Genomic DNA, 26,103 nt, shown 5'->3' with positions numbered 1-26,103 from the left:
TTCTAATGAAGGCTTTTGAATAGTTTAAACTGCTATTTTATTTAAATATTTAATGCATCAAATAATTCTATAAGTTTTGTGTCAGATGGTCTTGGTGCATCTGCACTAACAATAGCACCATCAGGATCAATTAATAAAAATCTAGGAATACTATTAATTGCATAGGCTCCAATAAATTGAGATTTTCCGTTATTATCAGCAATCAGTTGTATGCCTCCTAATTCTTTGTCATTTACCATTTTAATCCAATTTTCATGTGCACTTTCTACATCAATTGATAAGCTAACAAAAGCGATGTTTTTTCCATGGTATTTTTTCTCAATGGCCTTAAGTGCTGGAATTTCAGCAATACATGGTCCACACCAAGTTGCCCAAACATCTATGTAAACATACTGACCTTTAAGGTCATCTAAAGATGTTGTGCCACCCTTATGATTTTCATAATTCACAAACTTAGGAGATGGCATCCCTTTAGATAGCTTCTGTATTTTATTATAATCCTTGGTTAAATTTTCTTTGAATTCTTCATCTGATGATAATGCCATAATCCCATCATAGTAAGCTTTATTATCCTCGTTATTTGGAGCTATTTTGCGTTTAAGCATACTCATTAAATCAACTTTTAATTCTGGAAAAGCTTCCTTATTAATAAAGTCAAATATTTCAGTTGGACTTTCAGTTTTATCAATTTTTTGAGAGAAATGACTTTGTACTAAGTTTTTGTAATTATCTATATTTATGTAATCGTTTTGATTACTATAATCTATGTCAGCAAGTGGTTTCAAAAATTCAGGAGAAGGTTCAAAGGCTTCATTTTTTGAATAATATCTATGTCCAGCAGTATAATTTTGAATGAAACTTAAATAATCATATTTTATGTTTTTTTCTTCTTTGGTTATAAATTCAATATCTAAATCCTTTTGACTTTTTAAAAGTTCTAGTTTAGAATTTTTAATGTCGTTAATTGCAGAAAGAAATTCTGTTTCTTCACTCGAATATAATTTTGCTACATCAATATTGGCATTTTCATTCGCCATATATTTTGCGGCTAAATAATTACTGTGTTGAGAACCTGAACCAGTGTAAGCTATGGTTTCGTCAAACATTTCTGTGTCAAGTGTAACATTTATATTATCTGTTGGAGAAAGATACATTGCTGAAGTTTCACGACCATGACTAAAATTGTAAAAACCAGCATCAACTTTTAGAGTATCGGTAAAACTTCCGTCTTTATCTAAAGTTATGTCTTTGACTTTTTCACGCCCCTTTAATATGGTAACTTTTTGATCTACCGGGTTTTTTATTTTACCGGAAAATAAGGTGTAATCTACTTTTGTTTCTTCGTTGCATGCCAATAATAGTACGGCTACAAAAAAGGCTATTAATCTTTTCATAGTGTTGTTTTGTTTAGCATCAAAAATACATAATCTAAGATTACGATTAGAATTGAATGAAATATTAATTATTGTATGGTAAAACCCAAAATAATCCTCAATTTTGAAGTCTTATAAAATACTTTTCATGGATAACTATCATATCATTTCTTCTGATGCTTTAGATATTGTTACGATCTACAATATTTTTTATAAAAACAAAAAGCTAAAACTTTCGGAAGCATCTGCCAATAATATACAGAAATGTAAAACCTATTTGGATGAAAAATTAGCTAATGAAAAAAAACCAATGTATGGTATTAATACAGGATTTGGTTCACTTTATAATGTGAAAATTTCTGATACGGACTTAAGTCAATTGCAAGAAAATTTGGTAATGTCTCACGCTTGTGGTACTGGTGATCGTGTGCCAGAGTCTATCGTAAAAGTGATGTTGCTTTTAAAAATACAGTCACTTAGTTATGGTCATAGTGGAGTTCAGTTAGCTACAGTAGAACGATTAATTGAATTTTTTAACAATGATATATTTCCGTTTGTCTTTACTCAAGGTTCTTTAGGTGCTTCAGGTGATTTGGCACCTTTAGCACATTTGGCATTACCTTTATTAGGAAAAGGTAAAGTAGTACACAACAATAAGGAATATGATGCTGCTATACTTTTAGAAGAATTTAATTGGAAACCCATTACACTTGAAGCAAAAGAAGGTTTAGCCTTATTAAATGGTACTCAGTTTATGAGTGCGTATGGAGTGTATTTGTTATTAATGTCTCATAAAACATCCTATTTGGCTGATATTATCGCTAGTATTTCGTTAGATGCTTTTGATGGTCGTTTAGATCCTTTTCATGATTTGGTACATGCTGTAAGACCACATCCTGGGCAACGTAAAGTGGCAAGACGTTTTAATGAATTTCTAAAAGGAAGTGAGCTTATTACTCGCGAAAAAGAACATGTGCAAGATCCCTATTCTTTTAGATGTATTCCACAAGTACATGGAGCAACAAAGGATACTTTAGATTTTGTTGAAAAAGTGATTTTAACTGAAATTAACTCGGTTACTGATAATCCTAATATTTTTCATGAAGAAGATTTAATTATTTCAGGTGGAAATTTTCATGGTCAACCGTTGGCTTTAGCATTAGATTATTTGAAGATTGCTATGGCTGAAATTGGAAATATATCTGAACGTCGCGTATTTCAACTTGTATCTGGTTTAAGAGGATTGCCTGCATTTTTAGTGGATAATCCAGGGTTGAATTCAGGATTTATGATTCCACAATACACAGCAGCAAGTATTGTTAGTGCAAATAAACAAATGGCATCTCCGGCAAGTATAGATAGTATTGTGTCTAGTAACGGACAAGAAGATCATGTAAGTATGGGAGCCAATGCAGCAACCCAAGCCTATACTTTAGTAAAGAATGTAGAGCGTGTTATTGCAATTGAGTTGATGAATGCGTCCCAAGCTTTAGAATTTAGGAGACCTTTAAAAACGTCACCATTATTAGAATCGTTTTTAGAACAATACCGAAAAGTGGTACCATTTATTAAGGTAGATGAAGTATTACATGATTCTATAGAAGCTTCTATTCAATTTTTAAAGGATGTAGATATTGAAATTGAAGAGTTATTTTTAAATCATTATGATTTGAAGTAAATTTAATTATTAGAAATTGTAAATATTACCAAAAAAAATCAGTTCCAATGAAACAGATTAAATACGCATTAGTAATTTTTATTAGTCTATTGGTTTTGAATTCTTGCTCAAATGATGATGATGTGGTGTCTTGTCCTCAAACCGAAAATGCCACAATGAAAATTAATGGTGAACTGATGGATTTCCAAATTTTTGGTAGAGGGATCGATTTGGATAACGACGGATCTGGTCATACTTTAAGTCTGTATTTGTCTCGTGGTGTTTATTCTCCGCAACAAGATACATATGCTATTACGTTAAAACTTCCTTTTAAAAAAACAGGCACTAATATAATAGAAGAATTTAATTATTTACGTGTTCAAAATGCAAGCTCGTCGGAAGGAGATTTTGTTCAGGCTGAATTACAAAGTAGCGTAACAGTAAATAAAAATACTTGTTTTAGTGTTACATTTTCTGGGAGTGCTACAATTAATGGAAATGAGGTTGTTATAACAGATGGAGTTATCAATCATACTTACAATGATCCGTTTGATTAAAGCGTAAATAATAATTTAGATTTATTTAACTCCAATGAACTTATCAGTTCTAGCTACAGTGTCCTCGATTTTTTTAATCTCAAATGGTTTTTTAAAAACCATTTTTTTTTCTATTTGAGTCTTAGTCTTTGCTTGGTAATTACTTGTAACTACAGAAAAGCCATTTAAGGATTCAATTTGAGGAATTTTGTAATCAATTTCTGGATTTACGGAATAAGAATTTACTCTAAGTGTAATATAAGCGAAAGGCTTGTCGGAATAATAAGTGTTGATGATTTTTAAGAACATACCGATGTGCTGATGAGAAAGTATAATACCTTCTTTAACAGTGACAATAACATAATGGTCATAAATTGTAATATCACAAAAATCGAAAGTTAGGGTTTCGTTTATGATTATGTGTAGATTTAAAACTATTAGATAAAAAAAAACTCTTCCATAAAGAAAGAGTTTTTTTTATATTAAAATCATTACTAATTATGACTCCGTAGTTTTGCTAGAAGATTTAATTTTTATACTTAAAACATCATTTTCTTCATCTAAATCCATTGAGATGGTATCGCCTTCGTGAATTTTAGAATTAATGATTTCTTCAGCTAGTGCATCTTCAACATATTTCTGAATCGCTCTGTTAAGAGGTCTCGCTCCATATTGTTTATCGAAGCCTTTTTCAGCAATGTATCCTTTGGCTTTGTCTGTTAACTTAAGTTCGTAACCTAAGTCTTTGAGTCTGTCTATAAGCTTAGCCATTTCAATATCAATAATTTTACCGATATCTTCTTTTTCTAAAGCATTAAAGACTATAACATCGTCTATTCTGTTTAAAAATTCTGGTGCAAATGCTTTTTTAAGGGCATTTTCAATCACCGCTTTGGCATGGTCCGATTCTTGCGCAACTGCTGCAGCAGTGCCAAAACCAACTCCGCTTCCAAAATCTTTTAATTTACGAGCTCCAATATTAGACGTCATAATAATGATAGTATTTCTAAAATCAATTTTACGACCTAAACTGTCTGTTAAATACCCATCGTCTAAAACTTGCAATAGCATATTAAAAACATCTGGATGTGCTTTTTCAATTTCATCTAAAAGTACCACTGCATAAGGTTTGCGTCGTATTTTTTCTGTTAATTGGCCTCCTTCCTCATATCCAACATACCCTGGAGGTGCACCAACTAATCGTGAAATCGCAAATTTTTCCATGTATTCACTCATGTCAATTCGCACTAAAGAATCATCACTATCAAATAACTCACGCGCTAATACTTTTGCTAATTGTGTTTTACCAACACCAGTTTGCCCTAAAAATATAAATGAACCAATTGGTTTATTTGGATCTTTAAGTCCAGCTCTATTTCGTTGAATCGCTTTAACAACCTTTGCAACAGCTTGATCTTGACCAATAACTTTCCCTTTTATTAATTCAGGTAGCTGTGATAGCTTAGTTATTTCTTTTTGCGCAATTTTATTTACCGGGATTCCTGTCATCATAGACACAACATCTGCTACATTATCTTCTGTAACAATTTCACGATGTTGTTTGGTTTCTTCTTCCCATTTTTCTTGGGCAGTTGCTAGTTCTTTTTCTAATCGTTTTTCATCATCTCTAAGCTTTGCAGCTTCTTCATATTTCTGTTTTTTAACAACGCTATTCTTAGTTTCCTTAACTTCTTCAAGTTTCTTTTCTAATTCAAGAATTTGTTTTGGGACATCTATATTTGTAATATGAACACGAGAACCGGCTTCATCTAAAGCATCAATAGCTTTATCTGGAAGAAAACGTTCCGTCATATAACGGCTCGTTAATTTTACACACGCTTCAATCGCTTCATCTGTATAATTAACATTGTGATGTTCTTCATATTTACCTTTAATATTATTAAGAATTTCTATAGTTTCTTCAATAGAAGTTGGTTCAACAATGACCTTTTGAAAACGACGTTCTAAGGCACCATCTTTTTCAATATACTGTCTGTATTCATCTAAAGTTGTTGCACCAATACATTGTATTTCACCTCTAGCTAAAGCGGGTTTAAACATGTTAGAAGCATCTAAACTTCCGGTGGCTCCACCAGCACCAACAATGGTATGAATTTCATCTATAAAAAGAATAATGTCGTCATTCTTTTCAAGCTCGTTCATAACGGCTTTCATACGTTCTTCAAACTGACCTCTATACTTTGTGCCTGCTACTAAACTTGCTAAATCTAAAGTTACCACGCGCTTATTAAATAAGGTACGAGATACTTTACGTTTTACAATTCGCAAGGCAAGACCTTCTGCTATGGCAGATTTACCAACACCAGGTTCTCCTATTAATAAAGGATTGTTTTTCTTTCTTCGACTTAAAATTTGAGAAACACGTTGTATTTCTTTTTCTCTTCCTACAACAGGATCTAATTTATCCTCTTCTGCAAGAACTGTTAAGTCCCTTCCAAAATTATCTAATACAGGTGTTTTTGACTTTTTATTCGTTTTGCTCGCTTGTCCACCAAATGGATTTTGCTTTGCTTCCTCTTCATCATTCATGCTATCATCAGAAAACGATTCTGCTTTTGGAGTGTCTAAATAATCATCTTCGCTAGTTATCATAGATTTAAATTCTTCTTTAACGTTATCATAATCTACTTTAAGCTTATTTAAAAGCTTAGTTGTAGGGTCATTTTCATTTCTTAAAATGCACAATAATAAATGTGCTGTATTAATAGATGTACTTTGAAACAATTTAGCTTCTAAAAAAGTTGTTTTCAAAGCACGTTCTGCTTGCCTTGTTAGGTGTAAGTTCTTTTTATCGTTAGATGTGGTTGTTATATTTGGGTTAGCAGGACTCAATATCTCTACTTTGCGTCTTAAGTGATTTAGATCAACGTCTAAAGCACTTAATATATCTATAGCTTTACCATTGCCATCTCTTAATAAACCAAGCATTAAATGCTCAGTTCCAATAAAATCATGACCTAATCGCAAGGCTTCCTCTTTGCTATAAGCAATCACATCTTTAACTCTTGGGGAAAAATTATCATCCATACTATATTCCTTTCTGCTTTAAAAATAATAAAAACATATTGAGTATAAGGCAAAAACTATACCTTAATTATATGTTGTAAACGAAGAGAGTAAAAAAGTGTTTTAAATCAAAGGAAATTAGCAGATACTTATTAACGAAAAAGATATTAAATATTGTTAATAAAAATTCCCAAAAAATGCATAGTTTTTATCTGTAAACAGTAGGATTTTGGTTATCTTAGCGCGTTACGAAAACTTAGGAAAAAACTAATTAAAATTATATATGGCAGAAGGAGAAAAACTCATTCCAATTAACATTGAAGATGAAATGAAATCGGCTTACATTGATTACTCAATGTCGGTCATTGTGTCACGTGCGTTACCAGATGTAAGAGATGGTTTAAAACCAGTTCATAGACGTGTACTTTACGGTATGCATGAACTTGGAATTAGAGCGAATTCGGCACATAAGAAATCAGCGAGAATAGTTGGTGAAGTTTTAGGAAAGTATCATCCACATGGAGATACCTCAGTTTATGATGCAATGGTACGTATGGCTCAAGAATGGAGTTTACGTTACATGTTAGTTGATGGACAGGGTAACTTTGGGTCTGTAGATGGTGATAGTCCTGCAGCAATGCGTTATACAGAAGCAAGAATGCGTAAGATATCTGAAGATATGTTGGCAGATATTGACAAAGAAACTGTAGATCATAAATTAAATTTTGATGACACGCTTCAAGAACCAACGGTTCTTCCAACGCGTATTCCGGGTCTTTTAGTAAATGGAGCATCTGGTATTGCCGTTGGTATGGCAACCAATATGCCTCCACATAACTTAACCGAAGTCGTTAATGGAACAATTGCTTATATCGATAATAACGATATTGAAATTGATGAATTAATTCAACATATAAAAGCACCTGATTTTCCAACAGGTGGAACCATTTATGGTTATGATGGCGTTAAGGAAGCTTTTCATACTGGTCGTGGACGTATTGTAATGCGTGCAAAAGCGATAATTGAAGAAGTGCAAGGTAGAGAGTGTGTTATTGTTACAGAGATTCCTTATCAGGTTAACAAGGCAGACATGATTAAGAAAACTGCTGACTTAGTTAACGATAAAAAGCTAGAAGGCATTGCTACCATTAGAGATGAATCGGATAGAAATGGTATGCGAATTGTTTACGTTATAAAACGTGATGCTATTCCTAATATCGTCCTTAATAAGTTATTTAAATATACGGCTTTACAAACGTCGTTTAGTGTGAATAATATTGCACTAGTTAATGGTCGTCCGCAATTATTAAACCTAAAAGAATTAATCCACTATTTCGTTGAGCATAGACATGATGTTGTTGTAAGACGTACCACTTACGAATTACGTAAGGCTGAAGAACGTGCACATATCTTAGAAGGTTTAATTATTGCTTCGGATAATATTGATGAAGTAATTAAAATTATCCGTGCATCATCTAATGCAGATGAGGCTCGTAATAATTTAATTGAGCGTTTTAAATTATCAGAGATTCAGGCAAAAGCTATTGTTGAAATGCGTTTGCGTCAGTTAACAGGTTTAGAACAAGATAAATTACGTTCTGAATATGACGAGATCATGAAAACCATTATTGACCTTAAAGATATCTTAGACAAGAAAGAACGTCGTATGGATATTATTAAAGGAGAGCTTGAAGTTGTTAGAGATAAATATGGAGATGAGCGTCGTTCAATAATAGAGTATGCAGGTGGAGATGTAAGTATTGAAGACATGATACCAGACGCACAAGTTGTCATTACTATTTCACATGCAGGTTATATTAAGAGAACTTTACTTTCAGAATATAAAACACAACATAGAGGTGGAGTTGGACAAAAGGCATCAACAACACGTAATGAAGATTTCTTAGAACATTTATTTGTAGGGACTAACCACCAATATATGTTATTCTTTACGCAAAAAGGAAAATGTTTCTGGATGCGCGTTTACGAAATCCCAGAAGGCTCTAAAACATCTAAAGGTAGAGCTATTCAGAATTTAATAAATATTGAACAAGATGATAAAGTAATGGCTTTTATCTGTACTCAAGATTTAAAAGATGAAGAGTACATTAATAATCATTATGTCATTATGGCAACTAAACAAGGTCAGGTTAAGAAAACTTCTTTAGAACAATATTCTAGACCAAGATCTAACGGTATTAATGCTATTACTATTAAGGAGGATGATGTTTTATTAGAAGCGAAGTTAACAACAGGTGAAAGCCAAGTGATGTTAGCCTTAAAATCTGGTAAAGCTATTCGTTTTGAAGAAGCCAAAACAAGACCAATGGGTAGAAATGCTTCGGGTGTTCGTGGTATTAGACTTCAAGATGAAAAGACAGATGAAGTTATCGGAATGATTGCTGTAGATGACATGGAAAGTAACATCTTAGTGGTTTCTGAAAATGGTTATGGAAAACGTTCAAGTTTAGAGGATTATAGAATTACCAATAGAGGAGGGAAAGGTGTAAAAACCATTTCTATTACGGAAAAGACCGGTAATTTAGTCTCTATTAAAAATGTAACCGATGAAGATGATTTAATGATTATTAATAAATCTGGAATAGCTATTAGAATGGCAGTAGCTGATTTACGAGTAATGGGTAGAGCAACACAAGGTGTAAAACTTATTAACTTAAAAGGAAACGATTCTATTGCAGCTGTTGCAAAAGTAATGAAAGATGAAGAGGAGGAAGCCATAATAGATATAGATGCTGAAGTATTGGACAATGAAGACTCTATTGATGATGGCACGGCTATTGATAATAATGACACAGAAAGCGAATAATTAACAACAAAAACGATTTAATACAAGATGAAAAAATTACTGACATTAGTGCTAGTTTTAGCAATTACGTCATTGTCTTTTGCGCAAAAAAATGAGATAAAGGCAATAGAGAAAGCACTTAAAAATTCAAATTTTGCTGATGCTAAATCAGCGACCGTAGCAGCTGAAGCTTTAATGGGGAGTATGGACGACAAGTCTAAAGCTAAATTTTATTTATTAAAAGCAAAGGCATTGTATGCTAATGGTGCTGGGACAGATGCTAATATCGATGAGGCTATAACAAGTTTAGATAACTTGAAAGATTTAGAATCTAAAATGGGTAAATTAAAATATACTCAAGAAGCTAATGAAATGACTACTGGTATGGTTAATACTTTTTTAACCAAAGCAAATGAGGCTTTTACTAATAAAAATTATAAAGTTGCAGCAAAACGCTTTGAGAAAGTGTACAGAATGTCTCCAAAAGATACATTATACTTATACTATGCAGCTTCATCTGCAGTTACAGTACCTGATTATGATTCAGCCTTAGATTATTACCTTCAACTTAAAAATATGGGTTATAATGGTGCAGAGATGAATTATTACGCAACTAACGTTGAAACAGGAACTGAAGAAAACTTTTCAGATAAAGCATCAAGAGATTTTTCAGTTAAGGCTAAGTTACATAAAGATCCTAGAGACCAGAAAAGTGAGTCGAAAACGGCTGAAATTGTAAAAAACATTGCTTTAATATATGTGTCTCAAGGTGAGAATGAAAAAGCTTTAGGAGCTATGGCAGATGCTAGAGCTGAAAATCCTGATGATATAGGATTATTATTATCAGAAGCTAATGTTTATCTTAAAATGGGTAACAGAGAACGTTTTAAAGATTTAATGGAAGAAGCAACTAAAAAAGATCCTAATAATGCAGAGTTACAATATAACTTGGGCGTATTAGCGGCAGAAGGAGGAAACTCTGAAGCAGCAATTAAATATTATGAAAAAGCAGTTGCAATTAACCCAAATTATGTTGATGCTTATACAAATATAGCTGTTGTTATTTTAGATGGTGAAGCCAAAATTGTTGAAGAAATGAATGGTTTAGGAACTAGTAAAGCTGATAATCTAAAGTATGATGAATTAAAAGAAGAACGTACTCAAGTTTATCAGAAAGCGATTCCTTATTTAGAGAAAGCTCTAGAGTTGAAAAACACAAATGTTGATGCAGCGAGAACTCTAATGAACATTTATAGTGCTTTAGGAGAAACAGATAAGTTTAAAATGATGAAAGCTAAAGTTGAAGCGATGGAAGCTTCTGCTAATGGCAAATAATCTTATTATTTAATAAAAAAAAAAGCGACTCTCAAAAAGGGTCGCTTTTTTTATACTATTTTTTTAATGACTCTCAGTTTATGAGTATGTACATTCTTATCAATATTATAAATACCACTGTGGTCTAAGCGATCAATTCTTACTTTACCATGTGCATGGATAATATAGTTATCTTCCATTATAATTCCAACATGTGTAATATGACCTTCGGCATTATCAAAAAATGCTAAATCACCAGGTTCACTTTCTTCTATAAAGCTTAAGGCTTCACCTTGTGTTGCTTGCTCAGAAGCATCTCTTAATAGTTTATAACCATTAATTTTATAGACCATCTGTGTAAATCCAGAACAGTCAATTCCGAATGGTGTTTTTCCTCCCCATAAATAGGGAGCATTCAAAAATAAAAATGCAGATTTTATAATATTTCCCTTATCACTTTTTGAGGTTACTGCAGTACCATCAAAATTATGGTGCAATAAGTCTAAGCCATTCAAATCCGATCCAACAGGTATTGGATATAAATTGTTGGATGTATCGGAAACAAACTCAATCAAATCTTTAGATAAATTAATATCAGATTGATTTAAATCATTATAATTAAATTCTTCAATTTCAAGATATTGTTTATTATCAATCCAACCTTCATACTTATCAAAAGCAAAACGAATACGACTCCATTTTTTACGTTGTTCAAGCACTTTAAAGTAGTCACCATACAAGGCTTGCGTTACCATTTCACTGGTATCGCTAGGTTCTAATCGTATAGGTACAATGCCAAGATTGCAAATGCCGTATTGCATAGGGTTTCGTTAAGCGCGTTCTATTACAAAAGCTGAAGCACCACCACCACCATTACATATAGCAGCTGCACCTAATTTAGCGTTGTTTTGATGTAAGACGTTAATTAGCGTCACAAGAATTCTAGCACCAGAACAACCTAATGGATGTCCTAAAGAAACAGCACCTCCATTTACATTTACGATGTTATCTTCTAATCCTAAAATTTTCATATTAGCTAAACCAACAATAGAAAAAGCTTCATTAAACTCAAAAAAGTCAACATCTTTTATATCAATATTCGCTTTTGCTAATGCTTTTGGTAATGCTTTTGAAGGGGCAGTAGTAAACCAATTTGGTTCATGTGCAGCATCTGCATAACCTTTTACGATAGCTATTGGTTTTAACCCTAATTCCTCAGCTTTTTCTCTGCTCATTAAAACTAAAGCTGCAGCTCCATCGTTAATTGTAGAAGCATTTGCCGCGGTTACCGTTCCGTCTTTTGTAAAAGCAGGACGTAAAGCAGGAATTTTATCCATTCTCACATTCGAGTATTCTTCATCTCTGTCAACAATAACAGGTTCTCCTCGACGTTGAGGAACTTCAACAGAAATCACCTCTTCGTTAAATTTACCTGCATCCCAAGCCGCTTTAGAGCGTTCGTAAGATTGAATAGCATAAGCATCTTGATCTTCTCTAGAAAACTCATATTCAGTAGCACAGTCATCTGCACAAACTCCCATTGCGTTATTGTCATAAGCGTCAACTAATCCATCTTTCTGCATACCGTCTACAAGAGTTCCAGGTCCAAATTTTGTTCCTGTACGTGCATGAAAATAATGAGGAATTAAGCTCATGTTTTCCATTCCACCAGCGACAACAATATCTGCATCTCCTAACTGTATGGCTTGTGCAGCTTGCATTACAGCTTTCATTCCAGAAGCACAAACTTTATTAATTGTAGTACAAGGAATGGTATTAGGTAATCCAGCATAAATGGCTGCTTGCCTTGCAGGTGCTTGTCCTGATCCAGCTGGCACAACATTTCCCATAATAACTTCATCTACCAAATCTGGTTTCAGGTTAATTTTATCTAAAGCTCCTTTAATTGCTGCAGCGCCTAAACGAGGTGCTGGTACAGTAGATAAGCTTCCTAAAAAACTTCCAATAGGTGTTCTAACTGCTGAAACGATAACGACTTCCTTATTCATTGTAAATATGTTTGATGTTATTTGATGCGAAATTAAACATTTTTTAAGAGATTTGAGAATGTATTAATGATATTAGACGTCTAAAATTCTAATATTTATTACATTTGATTGTATATGAATGTATTCTATAATAAGTGGTATAAGAATCACGCATTGGTCTATAAGATTTTGTTGTTCATTGTAACAACATTATTTATAGTATATCTATTTCCCAAGACAGGAAAGTTTAGATACTCGTTTGAAAAAGGGAAACCTTGGCAATCGGAGAATTTATATGCTCCTTTTAATTTTGCTATCAAAAAATCTACGGCTGAAATTGATTCAGAGAAAAATGAAATTAAAAGCAGAAGCCTTGTTTATTTTGAAATCAATAGAGACGTAGAAGCAGAGGTGTTATCTGATTATTTAACGAGGTTTAATCAGGTTTTTAAGGACTCTACTAATTTTAGCATTGAAAATTCTGATCTCTATAAAAAAGGAAAAACTATAGTCAGTAGTCTGTACAATTCTGGCATATTAGATTCAGATTACAATTATGCTGATGATAGACCTGTAAAGCTTGCAACTGCCAATAAGGTTGAAAAAGAAATTCAATACGGTAGTTTATTTGAGTTGAGTAATTTACGCGAGCGTGTAGAGTCAGATATGGGTAATACAATGCCTGTAGATGTAAAAAAACGCATGGTATCTCTTTTTTTCGATGTCATAAAACCAAATATTAAGCTTAATGCGAGCTTAACTGAAAAAGCATTAGAAGAAGAATTATCTAGAATTTCACTTACAAGAGGCAGAGTAGAGAAGGACCAACTTATTATTTCTAAAGGACAAGTTATTGAGGAAGCTCAATACGATATTTTAAGTTCGTTAAAATCGGAATATGAGTCTCAAGTTTGGAATTCAACCAATTATAATTGGGTGCTCATTGCTTATACATTGTTAGTTGCTTTAGCACTTCTTATGTTGCTGTTATTTCTTAGTAAATACAGAAAAGAGGTCTATTTAAATAATACGAAAGTGACGTTTATATTTTTCAATATAGCGTTAATGATATTGTTGAGTACTTTGGTGATCAACTTTAATTCGCAGTATATATATGTTGTGCCATTATGTATTTTACCACTAGTTTTAAAAGCCTTTTTTGATGCTAGGTTAGGATTGTTTACGCATGTACTTACTGTATTACTTTTAGGTTTTGTAGTCCCTAATAGTTATGAATATATGTTTCTACAGATTATTGCGGGTATGGTGACGATATTAACCGTTTCAGAATTGTATAAACGTGCTAACATCTTCATTTCAGTAGGTCAAATAACGTTTATTTACATTATTGCTTACTTTGCCTTTTTTGTGATTCATGAAGGACAACTAACAGGTTTAAAAATTGAGATTTTTGGAATGTTTATCCTCTGTGGTTTAGCAACGCTTTTTGTACAACCTTTAATTTATATCTATGAAAAAATCTTTGGATTAGTATCTGACGTGTCACTTTTGGAACTGTCTGATACCAATACTAAGTTATTGAAAGAATTATCCAATAGAGCACCAGGAACATTTCATCATTCGTTAAATGTGGCCAATTTAGCAGAAGCATCGGCTAACGAAATTGGAGCAAATGCTATGCTAGTCAGGGTAGGCGCTTTATATCATGATATTGGTAAGATGAATAATCCAACGTATTTCACCGAAAATCAGAGCACAGGCATTAATCCACACGATGAATTATCTAATAAAGAAAGTGCTAAAATTATTATAGACCATGTATTAAACGGCATTGAAACTGCTAAAAAATATAACTTACCAGATCGGGTAATAGATTTTATAAGAACGCATCATGGTACAAGTCTAGTTTACTATTTCTACATGAAAGAAAAGGCAGCGAATGAAAATGTTGATATTAAAGATTTTACTTATCCTGGTCCAACACCATTTAGTAAAGAAACAGCTATACTTATGATGTGTGATAGTGTGGAAGCCGCATCTAAGAGTTTAAAAGAACCAACAAGTACTAAGATTAATGATTTTGTAGAAAACATCATTAACAAACAAATGGAAAGTGGTCAGTTTCTAAATGCTGATATTACGTTTAAAGAAATTCAATCGCTTAAAAAAGTATTGAAGTTTAAGTTGGCTAATATTTATCATTTGAGGATTGAGTATCCTGAGTAAATAGAAATAAGATCTCATTATTTTAAGTAAGAATTTGTCCGTATTTTTTAATTATTATCATTTCCTCCAATTGATACACTTTAACTTCACTTGTTATATGTTGTTACGGATTATCTATTATTTAGCGTATAAATAAACAAAGTTACCAATTGCGACGATTCCTGTAAGACAGCCTAAAATTAAATTCATCTTATTGGCTATGGTTGTTAGTTTATGTTCAATTCTACTCGCAATAATAGCATATAATGCATATAGAGAAAATGAACCCAAGGTAGAACCAATTGAAAAGTACAAACTATTTAATAAAGAGTATTCAAAATAGTTTAAACTTATCAATAAAGAAATTGAAGTAAAATAAAATGGAATTGCAATAGTATTCAACAGAGACAAACCTATACCACTGAAATATGCTTTTGATTTTTTAATTTTAAATTTCTTTTTTTTGTTTTTCGGATTGAAATGTATTCTAAAAAAATTAAGCGATAAGAGTATAAGAATTCCTGTTCCTATTTTTTGTATAAGTGTAATGTATTCTGAATTCTTCATTAAAATATCAGAAAAATATGCTCCTATATTTGCTTGAAAAAATAAAACGGTAGCAAAACCACCAATGAGATAAAAAGCAGATACTTTACCACTTTTTAAACTGTATTTAACAACTGTTAGATTTAAATAACTTGGTGTAATACTGCCTAAAGCAGCTACTAAAAATCCTAATACAAGGCATAATAAAAAGTTCATTTCATTTTTTGTAGCAATAAACAATTTAATTAGTCTTAATACTATTCCTTTTAAGCATTAGATTAGCTCAAATAGTAAATAATATCAAAGTTTATAAGAAATCAGTTTAGAGGAAAGGGAAAATTATATTGATTCATTTTTTTTGATATACTACGATTTTTAATTTAAAACAAAAGCCTTACTTTTTTTAGTAAGGCTTTCAATGATCACACCATTGTATAAACTATAGGCAGAACTTATAATTATCTTCTTAAAAAGAAATATTCAATATTATTTATAAATTAGTATTATATGTCCATTAAAAAATCAGGACAATAAACAGGTATAATAAAAAACACAAATACCAAAAACATTAATGCCCAAAAGACCCACATTAATAGGGGAAACGTAATAAGTTCTTCTTTTGATTCTGGTGGACGTACAGAATGTGCAATCAATCCCTGAACACCAAAACTAAACAGTAAAAAGATAAGACTGGCGATAATAATCAATACACTATTTGCGAATGACGTTTTTGCAATAAAGAGAAACAAACCTAATACAATTGCAATTATAATTACTATTCTAAATAATCTTCTAGACATTAGTTCTAAATTTTTAAGTTGATGTATTATTCTAAATGAAATATTCCATAATTTTTCGCATTAAAACTTAGCAAAGGAATCTTACCATAAGATTCCATTCGTTTTATTAAATCCCGATGAAACACTTTTGAAGAAAAATTATTACTGTGGCGCTCAAGCATTACCATGAGATCTGCATTAGACGCTCCGAAATATATTTTTAATTCCTTAAAGGCATTGTTTGAATATAAAATGTCCAACTCCAAATTAGAGTAATCAATATGTTTTTGGATTTTATCTTCATAACCTTTCTTTTCTTCCTTATTTATAGTGTCATCTAATGGCGAAATATGAAGAATCTTAATTTTTGCATTGAATGGTTTTACTATTTCGACTAACTTATTAATAGCTCCAAAATCCTCTTCTTCAAAGTCTGTAGCATATACTACCGTGTCAATTTCTGTTTTTACAGAGTCACTAGGAATTGTTAATACAGGACATGGTGCTTTTTCAACAAGGTGTTTGGCTGTGCTACCCATAATAATTTCGCGTAGTGCACAAAGTCCTTTAATTCCAATAACAATTAATAGAGCATCAATTTTATTGGCTTTTTCAATAATACCATTAACAACAGATTTGTTCTCAATTGCTTCTATATCTAGAGTCGTTGTATCCTCTTGTAAAATGCTTTTACAAAATGCACTAAGTTGTGAATTATGCTTTTTAAAAGCATCTTTTTCAATATTAGGAAAAGCAGGTTCAGGCTTTAAGTCTATGTGATCTAAAAGCGTTGGATAATCAAAAACATGAATCACTAATAATTTAGCTTTCAGTTTTTTGCTCATGTTGTAAGCATATTTTAACGCTAATTCAGAGTTTTTGGAATAATCGGTGGCATAAAGAATCGTTTTCATGAGATGATGGTCATTTCAATTATAACTCAAAATTACAAATGCATGGTTAGTTGGTAAATGACCTAAGTCATTTCACTAATAAAACTTCATAGATACCTTTACTGTATAAGTTTTATAGTTATGAATGATTTTAGAAATAGACCCGCAGACAATTATATTAGTAAAGCCACTTGGAAGCAATTATTTGTGTTAACCGAACATTGGAAATCTGATCTTCTTTTTTATAATGATGATTTAAAATTTTTGCATCATTTGATAGATAAATATTTTATGTGGATTTCCAAAAAAGAAAATATCGAATTGGTTCAAGAAATTGAAGTTAGTTTGATTAAAATGGATAAAAAAACGACTTTATTAATGGAAAGAATAGATAAGCACCTGCATCATCTCGCTGAGTTAATTGATGATCCTTTTGTATTTGTAGCAGACACCTTTAGAAAGGAGCACCAATTACTTGAAGACGATCTCGTTCAATTTTTGAAAGACTTTAGAAAAAACCGTAAAGACGTTTTTAAAATTACAGAACATTTGATAGAAGGGGAAGAACTAGTGCGCAAGCTTCATAGTGTTTATAAAAAATAATGCCATTTAAATCCGTAAAAAAATATTATGAAAAATCTCAATAACATTTTAAATCAGATAACGCAACTCACCACTCATATAGAAACCAATTACCCTGAGTTGTATCGTTCCTTAGAAGAAAATCCTATGACTTTACCAGTTAGCGAACATCCTCACATGGATAAATATGTAATGCAAGACTATTTGGAAAGTTTGAAACAATTATTAGAACATTATTTAGAAGAAGAAAGGATAAAACATTCACTTTAATATTATGGGAGAAATAGCTACATCACGCAGGCAAATCACATTGTTCTATAGTTCAAAGTCTATAAGAGCTAAACAAACATTAGCTTATGCTAAAGCTGAAGGATTAGTGATACAAGAAATAGATATTTTAAAAATAAAACTTACAGGGACTCAAATTGTAGAACTTGCAGATCGGTTAAAAATAGAAGTAGCAGACTTGATTAACCAAGAGCATCCAGCTTACACTTCACATTTTGAGCATCATAATTTTTCAACAGACGATTGGATAAAAATGATACAACACAATCCAGAAATAATGAAACAACCAATTGCAATGCGAGGCGATGTTACAATTTTAGTTGAAACGCCTACGGATATTATTAAGATTTAAATTGCTAGTTTTTGTTCTGTCCCTTTCTATTATATTTTTTTTAAGCTCATCTCTTTATTATTAACTTCCATAAAGTATACAAAGAATGAAAAATAATATACTTATCACGCTTTTAATATTTACGCTCCTTCTAGGATGTAAATCACAACAGATCGAAAATGATTACAGTGCGTTAAGCTTAAAAACAACAAATATTCCTATTCGGGAATATGCCATTCAATCTGTTTTATGGCAACAAAATGCAGCGGAATATCGCGCATTGGCATATCAAACTTTTAACCTGGCTCAAATGCAGTTGAATCATATAATGGCTAATAAAATAGATTCTAAAAAACCTTTAGCTATTGTAACAGATATTGACGAAGCCATTTTAGATAATAGTCCTTACAATGGCAAACAAATAGAATTAGATGAAAATTTTAACTCGTTAAGATGGACAGAATGGGTAAAGAAAGAACAAGCAAAAGCAATACCAGGAGCACTTACTTTTTTTAAGTATGCAAAAAGCAAAGGTGTTGAGGTATTTTATATTTCTAATCGTTCTGAAAATCAAAAAAAAGAAACCGTTCAAAACCTACAAATAATGGGATTTCCTTTTGCTGATGACGCACATGTTCTATTAAAAGATACAATTAATACTAAAGAGCCTAGACGTTCCCAAGTAAAACAAACGCACCAAATTGTTTTATTGCTTGGCGATAATTTATCTGATTTTTCTGAAGTATTTGACGGCCATTGTACGTTAGAAAGAAACGCAAGTGTAGACAGTCTAAAAGCTGTTTTTGGAAATAAGTTTATTGTATTACCAAATCCTATTTATGGAGATTGGGAAACTAACGGTATTTTAGAAGGTAAACAAAATTGGACCAATTTTCAGAAAGATTCTATTCGTCATCAAAAATTGAAATCTTATTAATGTAGTTCTTCTATAATGACGTGGGTCATTTTAAATATGCTATTAAAATACAACCTTTGATATATAATTTTAAAAAAACAATATCATGAAAACAGAAGTTTTATACAACGATAATATGCATTTTGAGCATGTAAGTTGGAAAAGAGAACTTGCCTTTTGGGAAGATGAATTAAAATCATTCAATAACAGATTAAGTGAGCTTGTAACACGATGGACAGATAAAGATTTACTTGCAAAATTAGAACATTATCAAAATGAATTTGTGCTACATGGAGGTGTCATAGAAGATTTACAAGAAATTATTGAAGAACATGAAACACGAATTGCAGGACAAGATATTGAAGGAGAAGATGCACTAGACACACAACTTGCTAAACAACATGTTGAGTTCAGAACTAAAATGGAAAATCAAAGACATATTTACGCCGAACTTAAAAAAGAATTTTTCAGATTTCTAGAAAAATATATGTAAACAAACAGAACGTATGTTAGGTCTTAACTTTTCAAAGAAAAAGGAAATTAAAAGATATAATAAGCTTTTAAGTGTGCTAACGAAGTATGGCTTTGAGGATATTATGGCGAGTAGTCAGCTCAAAAAAATTATACCTAACATATATATTAAAAAACATCCAGAGACACAGAAAAACCTTTCGTTTTCAAAATATGAACGTATACGTTTAGTCCTAGAGGAATTAGGGCCAACTTATATTAAACTCGGTCAGGTTTTTAGTAATAGAGAAGACCTGTTACCTCCTGATTTAATTAAGGAACTCGCAAAATTGCAAGATCATGTTGCTACGTTAAAAAATTTCAGCGTCAGTGATGTGGTTGAAAAAGAATTGGATATTCAAATAACTGAGCATTTTCAATTTATAGATTCTAATCCATTAGCGGCTGCATCCCTTGCACAAGTTCACAAGGCAAGATTAATAACAGGCGAAGATGTTGTGCTTAAAATTCAACGTCCGAATATTAAAGATACAATTGGAGCCGATATTTTAATAATGAAGCAATTGGCTAAGGGTTTGCAAAAGTATAGCAACCAAGCAAAAGCCTTGCAACCTTTACAAATTGTAGCATCTTTTGAAAAGAGTATTAAAGAAGAACTTCAATTTTTAAGAGAAGTAGAAAACATGGAGCGCTTTGCCAAAAATTTTGAAGGCAATGAGGCAATCTATGTCCCAAAGGTATATCGAAACCTATGTACAGATCAACTTATTTGCATGCAATTTATTGATGGTATTAAGGTTTCGGAAATCGAGATGCTTCAATCTTTAAATATAGATACTGTTGCTGTTGCAAAAGTTGGAGTAGATTTATACTTACAACAAATATTAGAAAACGGTTTTTTTCATGCAGATCCACATCCAGGAAATATTTTTGTAATACCAGAAACAGAACAAATTTGTTTTATTGATTTTGGTATGATGGGTAGTATTATGCCAAATGATAAAGAGGCTCTAATTGATCTTTTGCAGCAATTTTTGTATAAGGATGTTAAGAAAATAATAGTCTTAATAGAAAAGATTGCTGTAAAGGTTGAGGTTACAGATTATAAAAAGTTAGAATATGATTTATATGAACTCATAGAGAGTGTCAACAATACAACGCTAGAGCATATAAAAATAAGTGTAACTCTTAACCAATTTAAAACGGTTATATTCGAAAATAAAATAACCCTTCCACATTATTTGTACATGCTAATTAGAGCACTAATTCTAATTGAAGGTGTGGGGCTTAGGTTAGATCCTTCTTTTAATATTACAGATAATTTACAGCCTTTTATTTCTAAACTCACCCGAAAGCGTTATAATATTAAGCACTTATTTAAAAAGAACCTAAATCGTTTTCAAGATTTTAATGCACTAGTAGATACGCTTCCAGAAGATATCAACAGCATTCTAAAGAAAGTAAAAGAAGGAAAGCTGGTTATCGTCCATGAGCATCGAGGGCTCGAATCTTTTAAAAACGCAACAAGTAAAGCTGTTAACCGCTTGGTTTTTGCCGTCATAATTGCGGCTTTATCCATTGGATCTTCAATTTTGGTTATAGCAAAAATGCCACCTTTAATAAATGGAGTTCCATTATTAGGAGCTATTGGGTTTTTATTATCAGCCGTATTGGGCTTTTATATCATCTTCTCTATATTTAAAAATGATCACTTTTAAAGGTTCTACCAAATGCAAATTCATGAAGACATTAGCGAGCTTATTGGTACCTACATTTTTGGAGTACTCATAAGTATGGGTATTGGGCTTATTATAGGTCTAGAAAGAGAATACGATAAACTTAAAGAAGAAAAAGGATTTGCAGGTATACGAACTTTCCCTATAGTAGCAATCCTTGGTTTTACCTTAGCTAATCTTGTTCACCTATTCACACCTTGGTTATTAATTATAGGTTTTGGAATGTTAATTTTATTTTTGGCAATAATGCATTCTTCTCAAAATCAACAAGAATATGGTCAAGGTTTAACTACTAATTTAGCACTCATCGCAACTTTTGTTTTAGGTATTATGGTTTCTGCAGGATATAATAGAGAAGCCGTTGCCACAGCAGTCATTATAGTAACACTGTTATCACTTAAAACACGCTTTATAACAATTATAAACAATATTACTTCCGACGAGCTTTTTGCATTCATAAAATTCGCTATTATTGCTTTATTGATTCTACCTTTTCTACCAGACAAAACATATGGTGCAGATAACTTATTAAACCCTTTTGAAATAGGTTCTATTATTGTCATCGTATCTTTTCTAAATTTTATAGGCTACTTTTTAGTGAAATTTGTGGGTTCCAAAAAAGGTATCATTCTTACGGCCATCCTTGGCGGACTTATATCTAGTACTGCCGTAGCCTGGAATTATGCATCTAGAAGTAAAGAATCTCCAGAACTTTCTAAAAAATACAGTGCAGGTATCATAATTGCTTCTGCTATAATGTTTCCGAGACTGGCGATTTTAGCATATATATTTAATATCGAAATTTTAAAATACATAGCGCTACCTTTTGGACTATTAACATTGGTCTGTGTGATAGCGACCTTACTATTAATGAGAAAGGACGACAACAAACCTGCTACTAATATTAAATTAGGTAATCCTTTAAATATGCTAAACGCTATTGGATTTGGATTCTTGTATGTTCTTATTCTTTTCTCCGTTTTTTATAGTAATCGGTATTTTGGAGAGAGCGGTTTGTATTATTCAGCACTTATTGCTGGTTTGGCAGATACTGATGCCATTACCATAAGTATGTTAAAGTTTGCTTTGGATGGAGAGAAGCTTAAACTCGCATCATCAGTTATTATTGCTGCTACTATAAGTAATATGTTAGTAAAGTTTGGTATTACTTATTTAAAAGGCTCAAAAATGACTAGTAAATTTGTCGGTTATGCTTTTGGAAGTGTCATTATAATAGGTATTGTTTATATCCTTATAAGTAGAACTTAGTTGCCATCTTGTCAAAATTTGTTAATGATTACTATTGAAATTGTTAGTGGTCGTACTTAGAATTCATATTGAATATAATTAAAACGTTGTAATTTTTAGCGCTTCCTTTTAGTGAAACTTTTGGAATTTCATTTTCAAACAAACTCAAATGACTACTCACAAATAAAAATTTTATTTTTTCCTTCGTGCTGACCCAAGTCAGTGTGTTGCTTTTTAGATCTCTTTAATTTTGAACTATTAATATTGAATTATGCTCAAATAATAAGACTAAGAAACAAAGTTTAACATTATAAGATATGAAAACTAAATCAGAATTTTTAAGTGAAGCTATGGTTAAGTTACTTAACTATAGAGTAGAACAAGAAGAGTATTCTTCAAGATTATACTTGGCCATGTCAACATGGTTAAATGATAAAGGATTTGTAGGATCTGCGAAGCTATTTAAACAATATAGTGACGAGGAAACCGTACATGCAACAAAAGCAAAAAATATGCTTTTATCAAATGGCATAAGACCAATAACACCAGCACTACAAAAACCAAAACAAGATTTTATAAGCCTTCCTGATGTCATAATTTCAGCTTTGGAGCACGAAAAAGAAATCACAAGACAATGTTACGACCTTACTAAAATGGCTCATGTAGAAGAAAACTATATGGTGGTAGAACTTGGTTTATGGTATTGCAAAGAACAAGCCGAAGAACTCAACAAAGTACAATACCTAATGGATAGATTAGAGGCTTTTGGAGAAGAGTTAGTTATGCTAAGAGAATTAGATGAAGAAATGGGATCATTAGCGGATTAAGAAATACGTTTTAATAATATTAATATGAACTAAATCTAGAATAAAGTTCTAGGTAAAAACACAAATAAAATGGCAAATATCATAGTTATTCCTTTTAAGGAAGAGGCAAAAGCAATAGATGCTTTACACAAAATTAAAGAACTAGATGTTTATGGAGATATTACACTTTATGAACATATGATGATTCGTAAAACAGATAACAATCAATACGAAGTACTAAATAATAAAACGGATGGATCAGGATGGAGAACACTTTCCGGAATGGCCATTGGCGGATTAGCTGGCGCATTAGCAGGTCCAATAGGATTTGCAATTGGTCTTTATACAGGGACTGTTGCAGGCGCTATTTGGGATGTTAATCACTTTGATTTCGAAAATGATTTTATTAAAAAAGTGAATAATAAAATGACTGTTGACACCATTGCTATTATAGCAGAAGTCGCAGAAGATAGTCCTGTGTTTATTGATGAAGCGCTTAAATCCACAAGTTCAGAAATTATACGAAGTCAGGCAGAATTAGAATACGACGATTATATAGATGAACAAATCGAAGAATTAGAAGAAGAAATTGAAGATGAACGTCAACATCTTAAAAAAGCAACTGCAGACGAAAAAACTAAGATTAAAAATAAAATTACCAGTTTAAAAGCGAAACGCAAAGCTAAAATCGCTGAGTTGGAAGAAAAAAGAAAATCCACATTAAAAGAGATTAAGGATAAGACCAATTCTCGAATCAAAAAAATGGAATCTCAACTAGAAGGCTTTGAGCACACTGTAGCTAATTCTTTTACAAAAGCAAGAAAAAATAGGTTAAAAAAGAGAATAAAAAGACAAGAAGAAAAATTATATCAATTGCATAATGCATTAGGAGAAGATATTGTGGATTAAAAAATCAAGATTAATAACCTCTCATAAATAAAGTAATCATGGGAAAATTAATGTTAGTAAGACACGGAAAAAGCGTCTGGAATATCGAAAACATATTTACTGGATGGACAGATATAGAACTTGCAAGACAAGGTATAGAAGAAGCTAAAGTAGCAGGAAACCTGATTAGAGATGAACATATAAATATTGATATTTGTTTTTCATCATATTTAAAAAGAGCGATAAAAACAGCCTCAATTATACTGGAAACAGCAGATATAACACATGTAGATTTTATTAAAAGTTGGAAGCTAAATGAACGACATTATGGGGCTTGGCAAGGACGAAATAAAGATGAGGTAAGAGCAGAAGTTGGAGAGGATCTTTTTTGGAATGTAAGACGAGGCTTTAGTTTTGCTGCTCCTGCGTTAGCCATTGATGATAGGAGATGTCCAAGATTTGATTCAAAATATAAGCTCTTAAATAGCTCAGATTTGCCACAAACAGAATCTTTAGAAGACACTAAACAAAGAGCAGTTCAGTATTATTTTGAAGCTATTGTACCAGAGTTGGTAAAAGGTAAAACCGTATTGGTTTCTGCCCACGGAAATTCCATTAGAGCCTTAATGACACAGATTTTAAATATTCCAGCTACTGAAATTTCAAAAGTAGAAGTGCAAACAGGAGTTTTAAATATTTATGATTTTGATCGTACTATGACTTTAATAGATAATTATAAATTAGAACAAAAACGAGAATTAGTAATGTAAACTAATGCTAAAAAAGTCAAACATATTATTCTTAGTTACACTAATGATTCTTATGTCTATTAGTTGTGGTTCCGTGGTAAAAAAAGATAAGAGTTCATCAATAGATTCTCAAAAAGAAATTAAAGCGACTGAAAAAGTAGATTGGAAAGAGTTTTATAATAATGCTCAGGTTGCCATAAAAGAAAGAGAATATAAAATTGAAGAATTACGAAAAGAAATTTCAATAAACAGAAAAAAGGAACAACACAAACTTAATACTTCGCTAGATTCATTAGAACATAAAAAGGACAGTTTAAAAGCGCGTTTAGCAAATTTTAATACAAAGATAAAAGCAACCTTAGAAAGCATTAATGAATCAGATAAAGTCTTAAAAACAGCTTTTGAAAATGCATTTGTAAAAGATATGAATGAACTCTTAACTGGACTTAGAGATTTTTGGAAAATAAAAAAATAAAACAAATTTTAAAACAATTAATTATGAAAACAAATATTTTATCCTTTATCATAATAGTATTTATGACAGGAACAGTATTAACAAGCTGCGGAGAAACATCTAAACAAGATGCAAAAGCTGTTAAACAAGATGCAAAAGAACTTAGTAAAGATTTAAAACAAGGAGCAGAAGATAGTAGTAAGGAGATTAAAAATGCAGTAGAGCTAGATTGGAAAAAATTTAAAGCCACATCCGAAACTGCCATTGAAAATACTGAGAACGAAATAAAAAACCTCAGAGATAAGATAGCGGAAGCAAGTAATGCTGAAAAAGAAAAATTGAACGAAGAACTCGATAAGCTTGAACAAAAAAATAATGAGCTAAAAGAAAAAGTAGCTCAAAGAGCTAAAGCGTTTAATGAAGATATGATTGATTTTAATGATACAGCAAAAGCGAATGAGAAAAAATTTGAGCGCGAATTTAATCATGATATGCAAGAGCTTGGTAACGCCCTAAAAGACCTTTTTAAAAATAACGTAAATTAAAAAT

The 26,103-nt window shown here is 31.7% G+C and carries 25 protein-coding genes; 17 read left to right on the top strand and 8 right to left on the bottom strand.

Features of this window, described 5'->3' with window-relative positions; translation table 11 throughout:
• Positions 1-41: 41 nt before the first annotated feature.
• Positions 42-1,394 carry a TlpA family protein disulfide reductase gene (locus HM992_RS14000; RefSeq protein ID WP_179320109.1) on the bottom strand — a complete coding sequence of 451 codons (1,353 nt, stop codon included), beginning with the start codon at positions 1,392-1,394 and terminating at the stop codon, positions 42-44.
• Positions 1,395-1,521: 127 nt separating this feature from the next.
• On the opposite strand from HM992_RS14000, the gene hutH reads away from it, so the two are divergent.
• Both hutH and HM992_RS13990 read left to right on the top strand, forming a co-directional pair.
• Entirely contained in the window at positions 1,522-3,051 is a 1,530-nt protein-coding gene (gene hutH, locus HM992_RS13995; protein WP_178985587.1) for a histidine ammonia-lyase, read from the top strand.
• Between the two features lie 47 nt (positions 3,052-3,098).
• Entirely contained in the window at positions 3,099-3,587 is a 489-nt protein-coding gene (locus HM992_RS13990; RefSeq protein ID WP_179320108.1) for a hypothetical protein, read from the top strand.
• A 21-nt stretch (positions 3,588-3,608) separates the two neighbouring features.
• Here HM992_RS13990 and HM992_RS13985 read toward each other — a convergent pair whose 3' ends face one another.
• Entirely contained in the window at positions 3,609-3,875 is a 267-nt protein-coding gene (locus HM992_RS13985) for a hypothetical protein (protein WP_195806626.1), read from the bottom strand.
• A gap of 189 nt (positions 3,876-4,064) precedes the next feature.
• Positions 4,065-6,614 carry an ATP-dependent Clp protease ATP-binding subunit gene (locus HM992_RS13980; RefSeq protein WP_178985585.1) on the bottom strand — a complete coding sequence of 850 codons (2,550 nt, stop codon included), beginning with the start codon at positions 6,612-6,614 and terminating at the stop codon, positions 4,065-4,067.
• Between the two features lie 262 nt (positions 6,615-6,876).
• Here HM992_RS13980 and gyrA point away from each other — a divergent pair, with 262 nt between their 5' ends.
• Together gyrA and HM992_RS13970 are read left to right on the top strand one after the other, a co-directional pair.
• A complete protein-coding gene (gyrA, locus tag HM992_RS13975) occupies positions 6,877-9,420 on the top strand; it encodes a DNA gyrase subunit A (protein ID WP_179320107.1) in 2,544 nt (847 codons plus the stop codon).
• 27 nt (positions 9,421-9,447) lie between these two features.
• Positions 9,448-10,734, top strand: coding sequence for a tetratricopeptide repeat protein (locus HM992_RS13970; protein ID WP_178985583.1), 1,287 nt, complete (start codon positions 9,448-9,450; stop codon positions 10,732-10,734).
• Between the two features lie 50 nt (positions 10,735-10,784).
• Here the strand turns inward: HM992_RS13970 and HM992_RS13965 are convergent, their stop codons facing one another.
• Positions 10,785-11,534, bottom strand: coding sequence for a C40 family peptidase (locus HM992_RS13965; RefSeq protein ID WP_179320106.1), 750 nt, complete (start codon positions 11,532-11,534; stop codon positions 10,785-10,787).
• Positions 11,535-11,543: 9 nt separating this feature from the next.
• On the bottom strand, positions 11,544-12,722 hold the full coding sequence (locus HM992_RS13960; protein WP_179320105.1) for an acetyl-CoA C-acyltransferase: 1,179 nt from the start codon (positions 12,720-12,722) through the stop codon (positions 11,544-11,546).
• A 114-nt stretch (positions 12,723-12,836) separates the two neighbouring features.
• Between HM992_RS13960 and HM992_RS13955 the strand changes: the two genes are divergently transcribed.
• On the top strand, positions 12,837-14,888 hold the full coding sequence (locus HM992_RS13955; protein WP_179320104.1) for an HD family phosphohydrolase: 2,052 nt from the start codon (positions 12,837-12,839) through the stop codon (positions 14,886-14,888).
• A gap of 117 nt (positions 14,889-15,005) precedes the next feature.
• Here the strand turns inward: HM992_RS13955 and HM992_RS13950 are convergent, their stop codons facing one another.
• The 3 genes from HM992_RS13950 to HM992_RS13940 all read right to left on the bottom strand — a co-directional run bounded on the left by HM992_RS13950 (position 15,006) and on the right by HM992_RS13940 (position 17,106).
• Positions 15,006-15,629 (bottom strand): LysE family transporter, encoded by a 624-nt coding sequence (locus HM992_RS13950; protein WP_179320103.1) that lies wholly within the window; start codon positions 15,627-15,629, stop codon positions 15,006-15,008.
• 287 nt (positions 15,630-15,916) lie between these two features.
• Complete coding sequence (locus HM992_RS13945) at positions 15,917-16,213, bottom strand: hypothetical protein (protein ID WP_178985578.1); 297 nt, start codon at positions 16,211-16,213, stop codon at positions 15,917-15,919.
• A 26-nt stretch (positions 16,214-16,239) separates the two neighbouring features.
• A complete protein-coding gene (locus tag HM992_RS13940; protein ID WP_179320102.1) occupies positions 16,240-17,106 on the bottom strand; it encodes a universal stress protein in 867 nt (288 codons plus the stop codon).
• Between the two features lie 120 nt (positions 17,107-17,226).
• Here HM992_RS13940 and HM992_RS13935 point away from each other — a divergent pair, with 120 nt between their 5' ends.
• The 12 genes from HM992_RS13935 to HM992_RS13880 all read left to right on the top strand — a co-directional run bounded on the left by HM992_RS13935 (position 17,227) and on the right by HM992_RS13880 (position 26,099).
• Complete coding sequence (locus HM992_RS13935; RefSeq protein ID WP_178985575.1) at positions 17,227-17,688, top strand: hypothetical protein; 462 nt, start codon at positions 17,227-17,229, stop codon at positions 17,686-17,688.
• Positions 17,689-17,715: 27 nt separating this feature from the next.
• The gene (locus HM992_RS13930; RefSeq protein ID WP_178986936.1) at positions 17,716-17,937 is read left to right on the top strand and encodes a hypothetical protein; all 222 of its coding nucleotides are present in this window, start codon (positions 17,716-17,718) and stop codon (positions 17,935-17,937) included.
• A 4-nt stretch (positions 17,938-17,941) separates the two neighbouring features.
• Positions 17,942-18,307: an arsenate reductase family protein gene (locus tag HM992_RS13925; RefSeq protein WP_179320101.1), complete on the top strand. Its 366-nt coding sequence runs from the start codon at positions 17,942-17,944 to the stop codon at positions 18,305-18,307.
• A gap of 85 nt (positions 18,308-18,392) precedes the next feature.
• The gene (locus tag HM992_RS13920) at positions 18,393-19,223 is read left to right on the top strand and encodes a 5'-nucleotidase, lipoprotein e(P4) family (RefSeq protein ID WP_179320100.1); all 831 of its coding nucleotides are present in this window, start codon (positions 18,393-18,395) and stop codon (positions 19,221-19,223) included.
• A gap of 85 nt (positions 19,224-19,308) precedes the next feature.
• Positions 19,309-19,695 carry a hypothetical protein gene (locus tag HM992_RS13915; RefSeq protein ID WP_178985572.1) on the top strand — a complete coding sequence of 129 codons (387 nt, stop codon included), beginning with the start codon at positions 19,309-19,311 and terminating at the stop codon, positions 19,693-19,695.
• 13 nt (positions 19,696-19,708) lie between these two features.
• A complete protein-coding gene (locus HM992_RS13910; RefSeq protein WP_179320099.1) occupies positions 19,709-21,391 on the top strand; it encodes an ABC1 kinase family protein in 1,683 nt (560 codons plus the stop codon).
• Positions 21,392-21,403: 12 nt separating this feature from the next.
• The gene (locus tag HM992_RS13905; protein ID WP_179320098.1) at positions 21,404-22,678 is read left to right on the top strand and encodes an MgtC/SapB family protein; all 1,275 of its coding nucleotides are present in this window, start codon (positions 21,404-21,406) and stop codon (positions 22,676-22,678) included.
• 296 nt (positions 22,679-22,974) lie between these two features.
• Positions 22,975-23,484: a ferritin gene (locus tag HM992_RS13900; protein ID WP_179320097.1), complete on the top strand. Its 510-nt coding sequence runs from the start codon at positions 22,975-22,977 to the stop codon at positions 23,482-23,484.
• Positions 23,485-23,553: 69 nt separating this feature from the next.
• Positions 23,554-24,372, top strand: a complete 819-nt coding sequence (locus HM992_RS13895) for a DUF1269 domain-containing protein (protein ID WP_179320096.1) — start codon at positions 23,554-23,556, stop codon at positions 24,370-24,372.
• Positions 24,373-24,410: 38 nt separating this feature from the next.
• Complete coding sequence (locus tag HM992_RS13890) at positions 24,411-25,121, top strand: 2,3-bisphosphoglycerate-dependent phosphoglycerate mutase (protein ID WP_179320095.1); 711 nt, start codon at positions 24,411-24,413, stop codon at positions 25,119-25,121.
• Between the two features lie 4 nt (positions 25,122-25,125).
• Positions 25,126-25,575 (top strand): hypothetical protein, encoded by a 450-nt coding sequence (locus tag HM992_RS13885; RefSeq protein ID WP_179320094.1) that lies wholly within the window; start codon positions 25,126-25,128, stop codon positions 25,573-25,575.
• A 23-nt stretch (positions 25,576-25,598) separates the two neighbouring features.
• Positions 25,599-26,099 carry a hypothetical protein gene (locus HM992_RS13880; protein ID WP_178985565.1) on the top strand — a complete coding sequence of 167 codons (501 nt, stop codon included), beginning with the start codon at positions 25,599-25,601 and terminating at the stop codon, positions 26,097-26,099.
• The last annotated feature ends 4 nt before the right edge of the window (positions 26,100-26,103 follow it).

Source organism: Winogradskyella helgolandensis (assembly GCF_013404085.1).
GTDB lineage: Bacteria > Bacteroidota > Bacteroidia > Flavobacteriales > Flavobacteriaceae > Winogradskyella > Winogradskyella helgolandensis.
This window is presented reverse-complemented; position numbering and strand designations above follow the sequence as displayed.

Coding starts and splice junctions, on each gene's coding strand:
- HM992_RS14000 (WP_179320109.1), bottom strand. CDS start 1,394: ATGAAAAGATTAATAGCCTTTTTTGTAGCCGTACTATTATTGGCATGC.
- hutH (WP_178985587.1), top strand. CDS start 1,522: ATGGATAACTATCATATCATTTCTTCTGATGCTTTAGATATTGTTACG.
- HM992_RS13990 (WP_179320108.1), top strand. CDS start 3,099: ATGAAACAGATTAAATACGCATTAGTAATTTTTATTAGTCTATTGGTT.
- HM992_RS13985 (WP_195806626.1), bottom strand. CDS start 3,875: ATGTTCTTAAAAATCATCAACACTTATTATTCCGACAAGCCTTTCGCT.
- HM992_RS13980 (WP_178985585.1), bottom strand. CDS start 6,614: ATGGATGATAATTTTTCCCCAAGAGTTAAAGATGTGATTGCTTATAGC.
- gyrA (WP_179320107.1), top strand. CDS start 6,877: ATGGCAGAAGGAGAAAAACTCATTCCAATTAACATTGAAGATGAAATG.
- HM992_RS13970 (WP_178985583.1), top strand. CDS start 9,448: ATGAAAAAATTACTGACATTAGTGCTAGTTTTAGCAATTACGTCATTG.
- HM992_RS13965 (WP_179320106.1), bottom strand. CDS start 11,534: ATGCAATACGGCATTTGCAATCTTGGCATTGTACCTATACGATTAGAA.
- HM992_RS13960 (WP_179320105.1), bottom strand. CDS start 12,722: ATGAATAAGGAAGTCGTTATCGTTTCAGCAGTTAGAACACCTATTGGA.
- HM992_RS13955 (WP_179320104.1), top strand. CDS start 12,837: ATGAATGTATTCTATAATAAGTGGTATAAGAATCACGCATTGGTCTAT.
- HM992_RS13950 (WP_179320103.1), bottom strand. CDS start 15,629: ATGAACTTTTTATTATGCCTTGTATTAGGATTTTTAGTAGCTGCTTTA.
- HM992_RS13945 (WP_178985578.1), bottom strand. CDS start 16,213: ATGTCTAGAAGATTATTTAGAATAGTAATTATAATTGCAATTGTATTA.
- HM992_RS13940 (WP_179320102.1), bottom strand. CDS start 17,106: ATGAAAACGATTCTTTATGCCACCGATTATTCCAAAAACTCTGAATTA.
- HM992_RS13935 (WP_178985575.1), top strand. CDS start 17,227: ATGAATGATTTTAGAAATAGACCCGCAGACAATTATATTAGTAAAGCC.
- HM992_RS13930 (WP_178986936.1), top strand. CDS start 17,716: ATGAAAAATCTCAATAACATTTTAAATCAGATAACGCAACTCACCACT.
- HM992_RS13925 (WP_179320101.1), top strand. CDS start 17,942: ATGGGAGAAATAGCTACATCACGCAGGCAAATCACATTGTTCTATAGT.
- HM992_RS13920 (WP_179320100.1), top strand. CDS start 18,393: ATGAAAAATAATATACTTATCACGCTTTTAATATTTACGCTCCTTCTA.
- HM992_RS13915 (WP_178985572.1), top strand. CDS start 19,309: ATGAAAACAGAAGTTTTATACAACGATAATATGCATTTTGAGCATGTA.
- HM992_RS13910 (WP_179320099.1), top strand. CDS start 19,709: ATGTTAGGTCTTAACTTTTCAAAGAAAAAGGAAATTAAAAGATATAAT.
- HM992_RS13905 (WP_179320098.1), top strand. CDS start 21,404: ATGCAAATTCATGAAGACATTAGCGAGCTTATTGGTACCTACATTTTT.
- HM992_RS13900 (WP_179320097.1), top strand. CDS start 22,975: ATGAAAACTAAATCAGAATTTTTAAGTGAAGCTATGGTTAAGTTACTT.
- HM992_RS13895 (WP_179320096.1), top strand. CDS start 23,554: ATGGCAAATATCATAGTTATTCCTTTTAAGGAAGAGGCAAAAGCAATA.
- HM992_RS13890 (WP_179320095.1), top strand. CDS start 24,411: ATGGGAAAATTAATGTTAGTAAGACACGGAAAAAGCGTCTGGAATATC.
- HM992_RS13885 (WP_179320094.1), top strand. CDS start 25,126: ATGCTAAAAAAGTCAAACATATTATTCTTAGTTACACTAATGATTCTT.
- HM992_RS13880 (WP_178985565.1), top strand. CDS start 25,599: ATGAAAACAAATATTTTATCCTTTATCATAATAGTATTTATGACAGGA.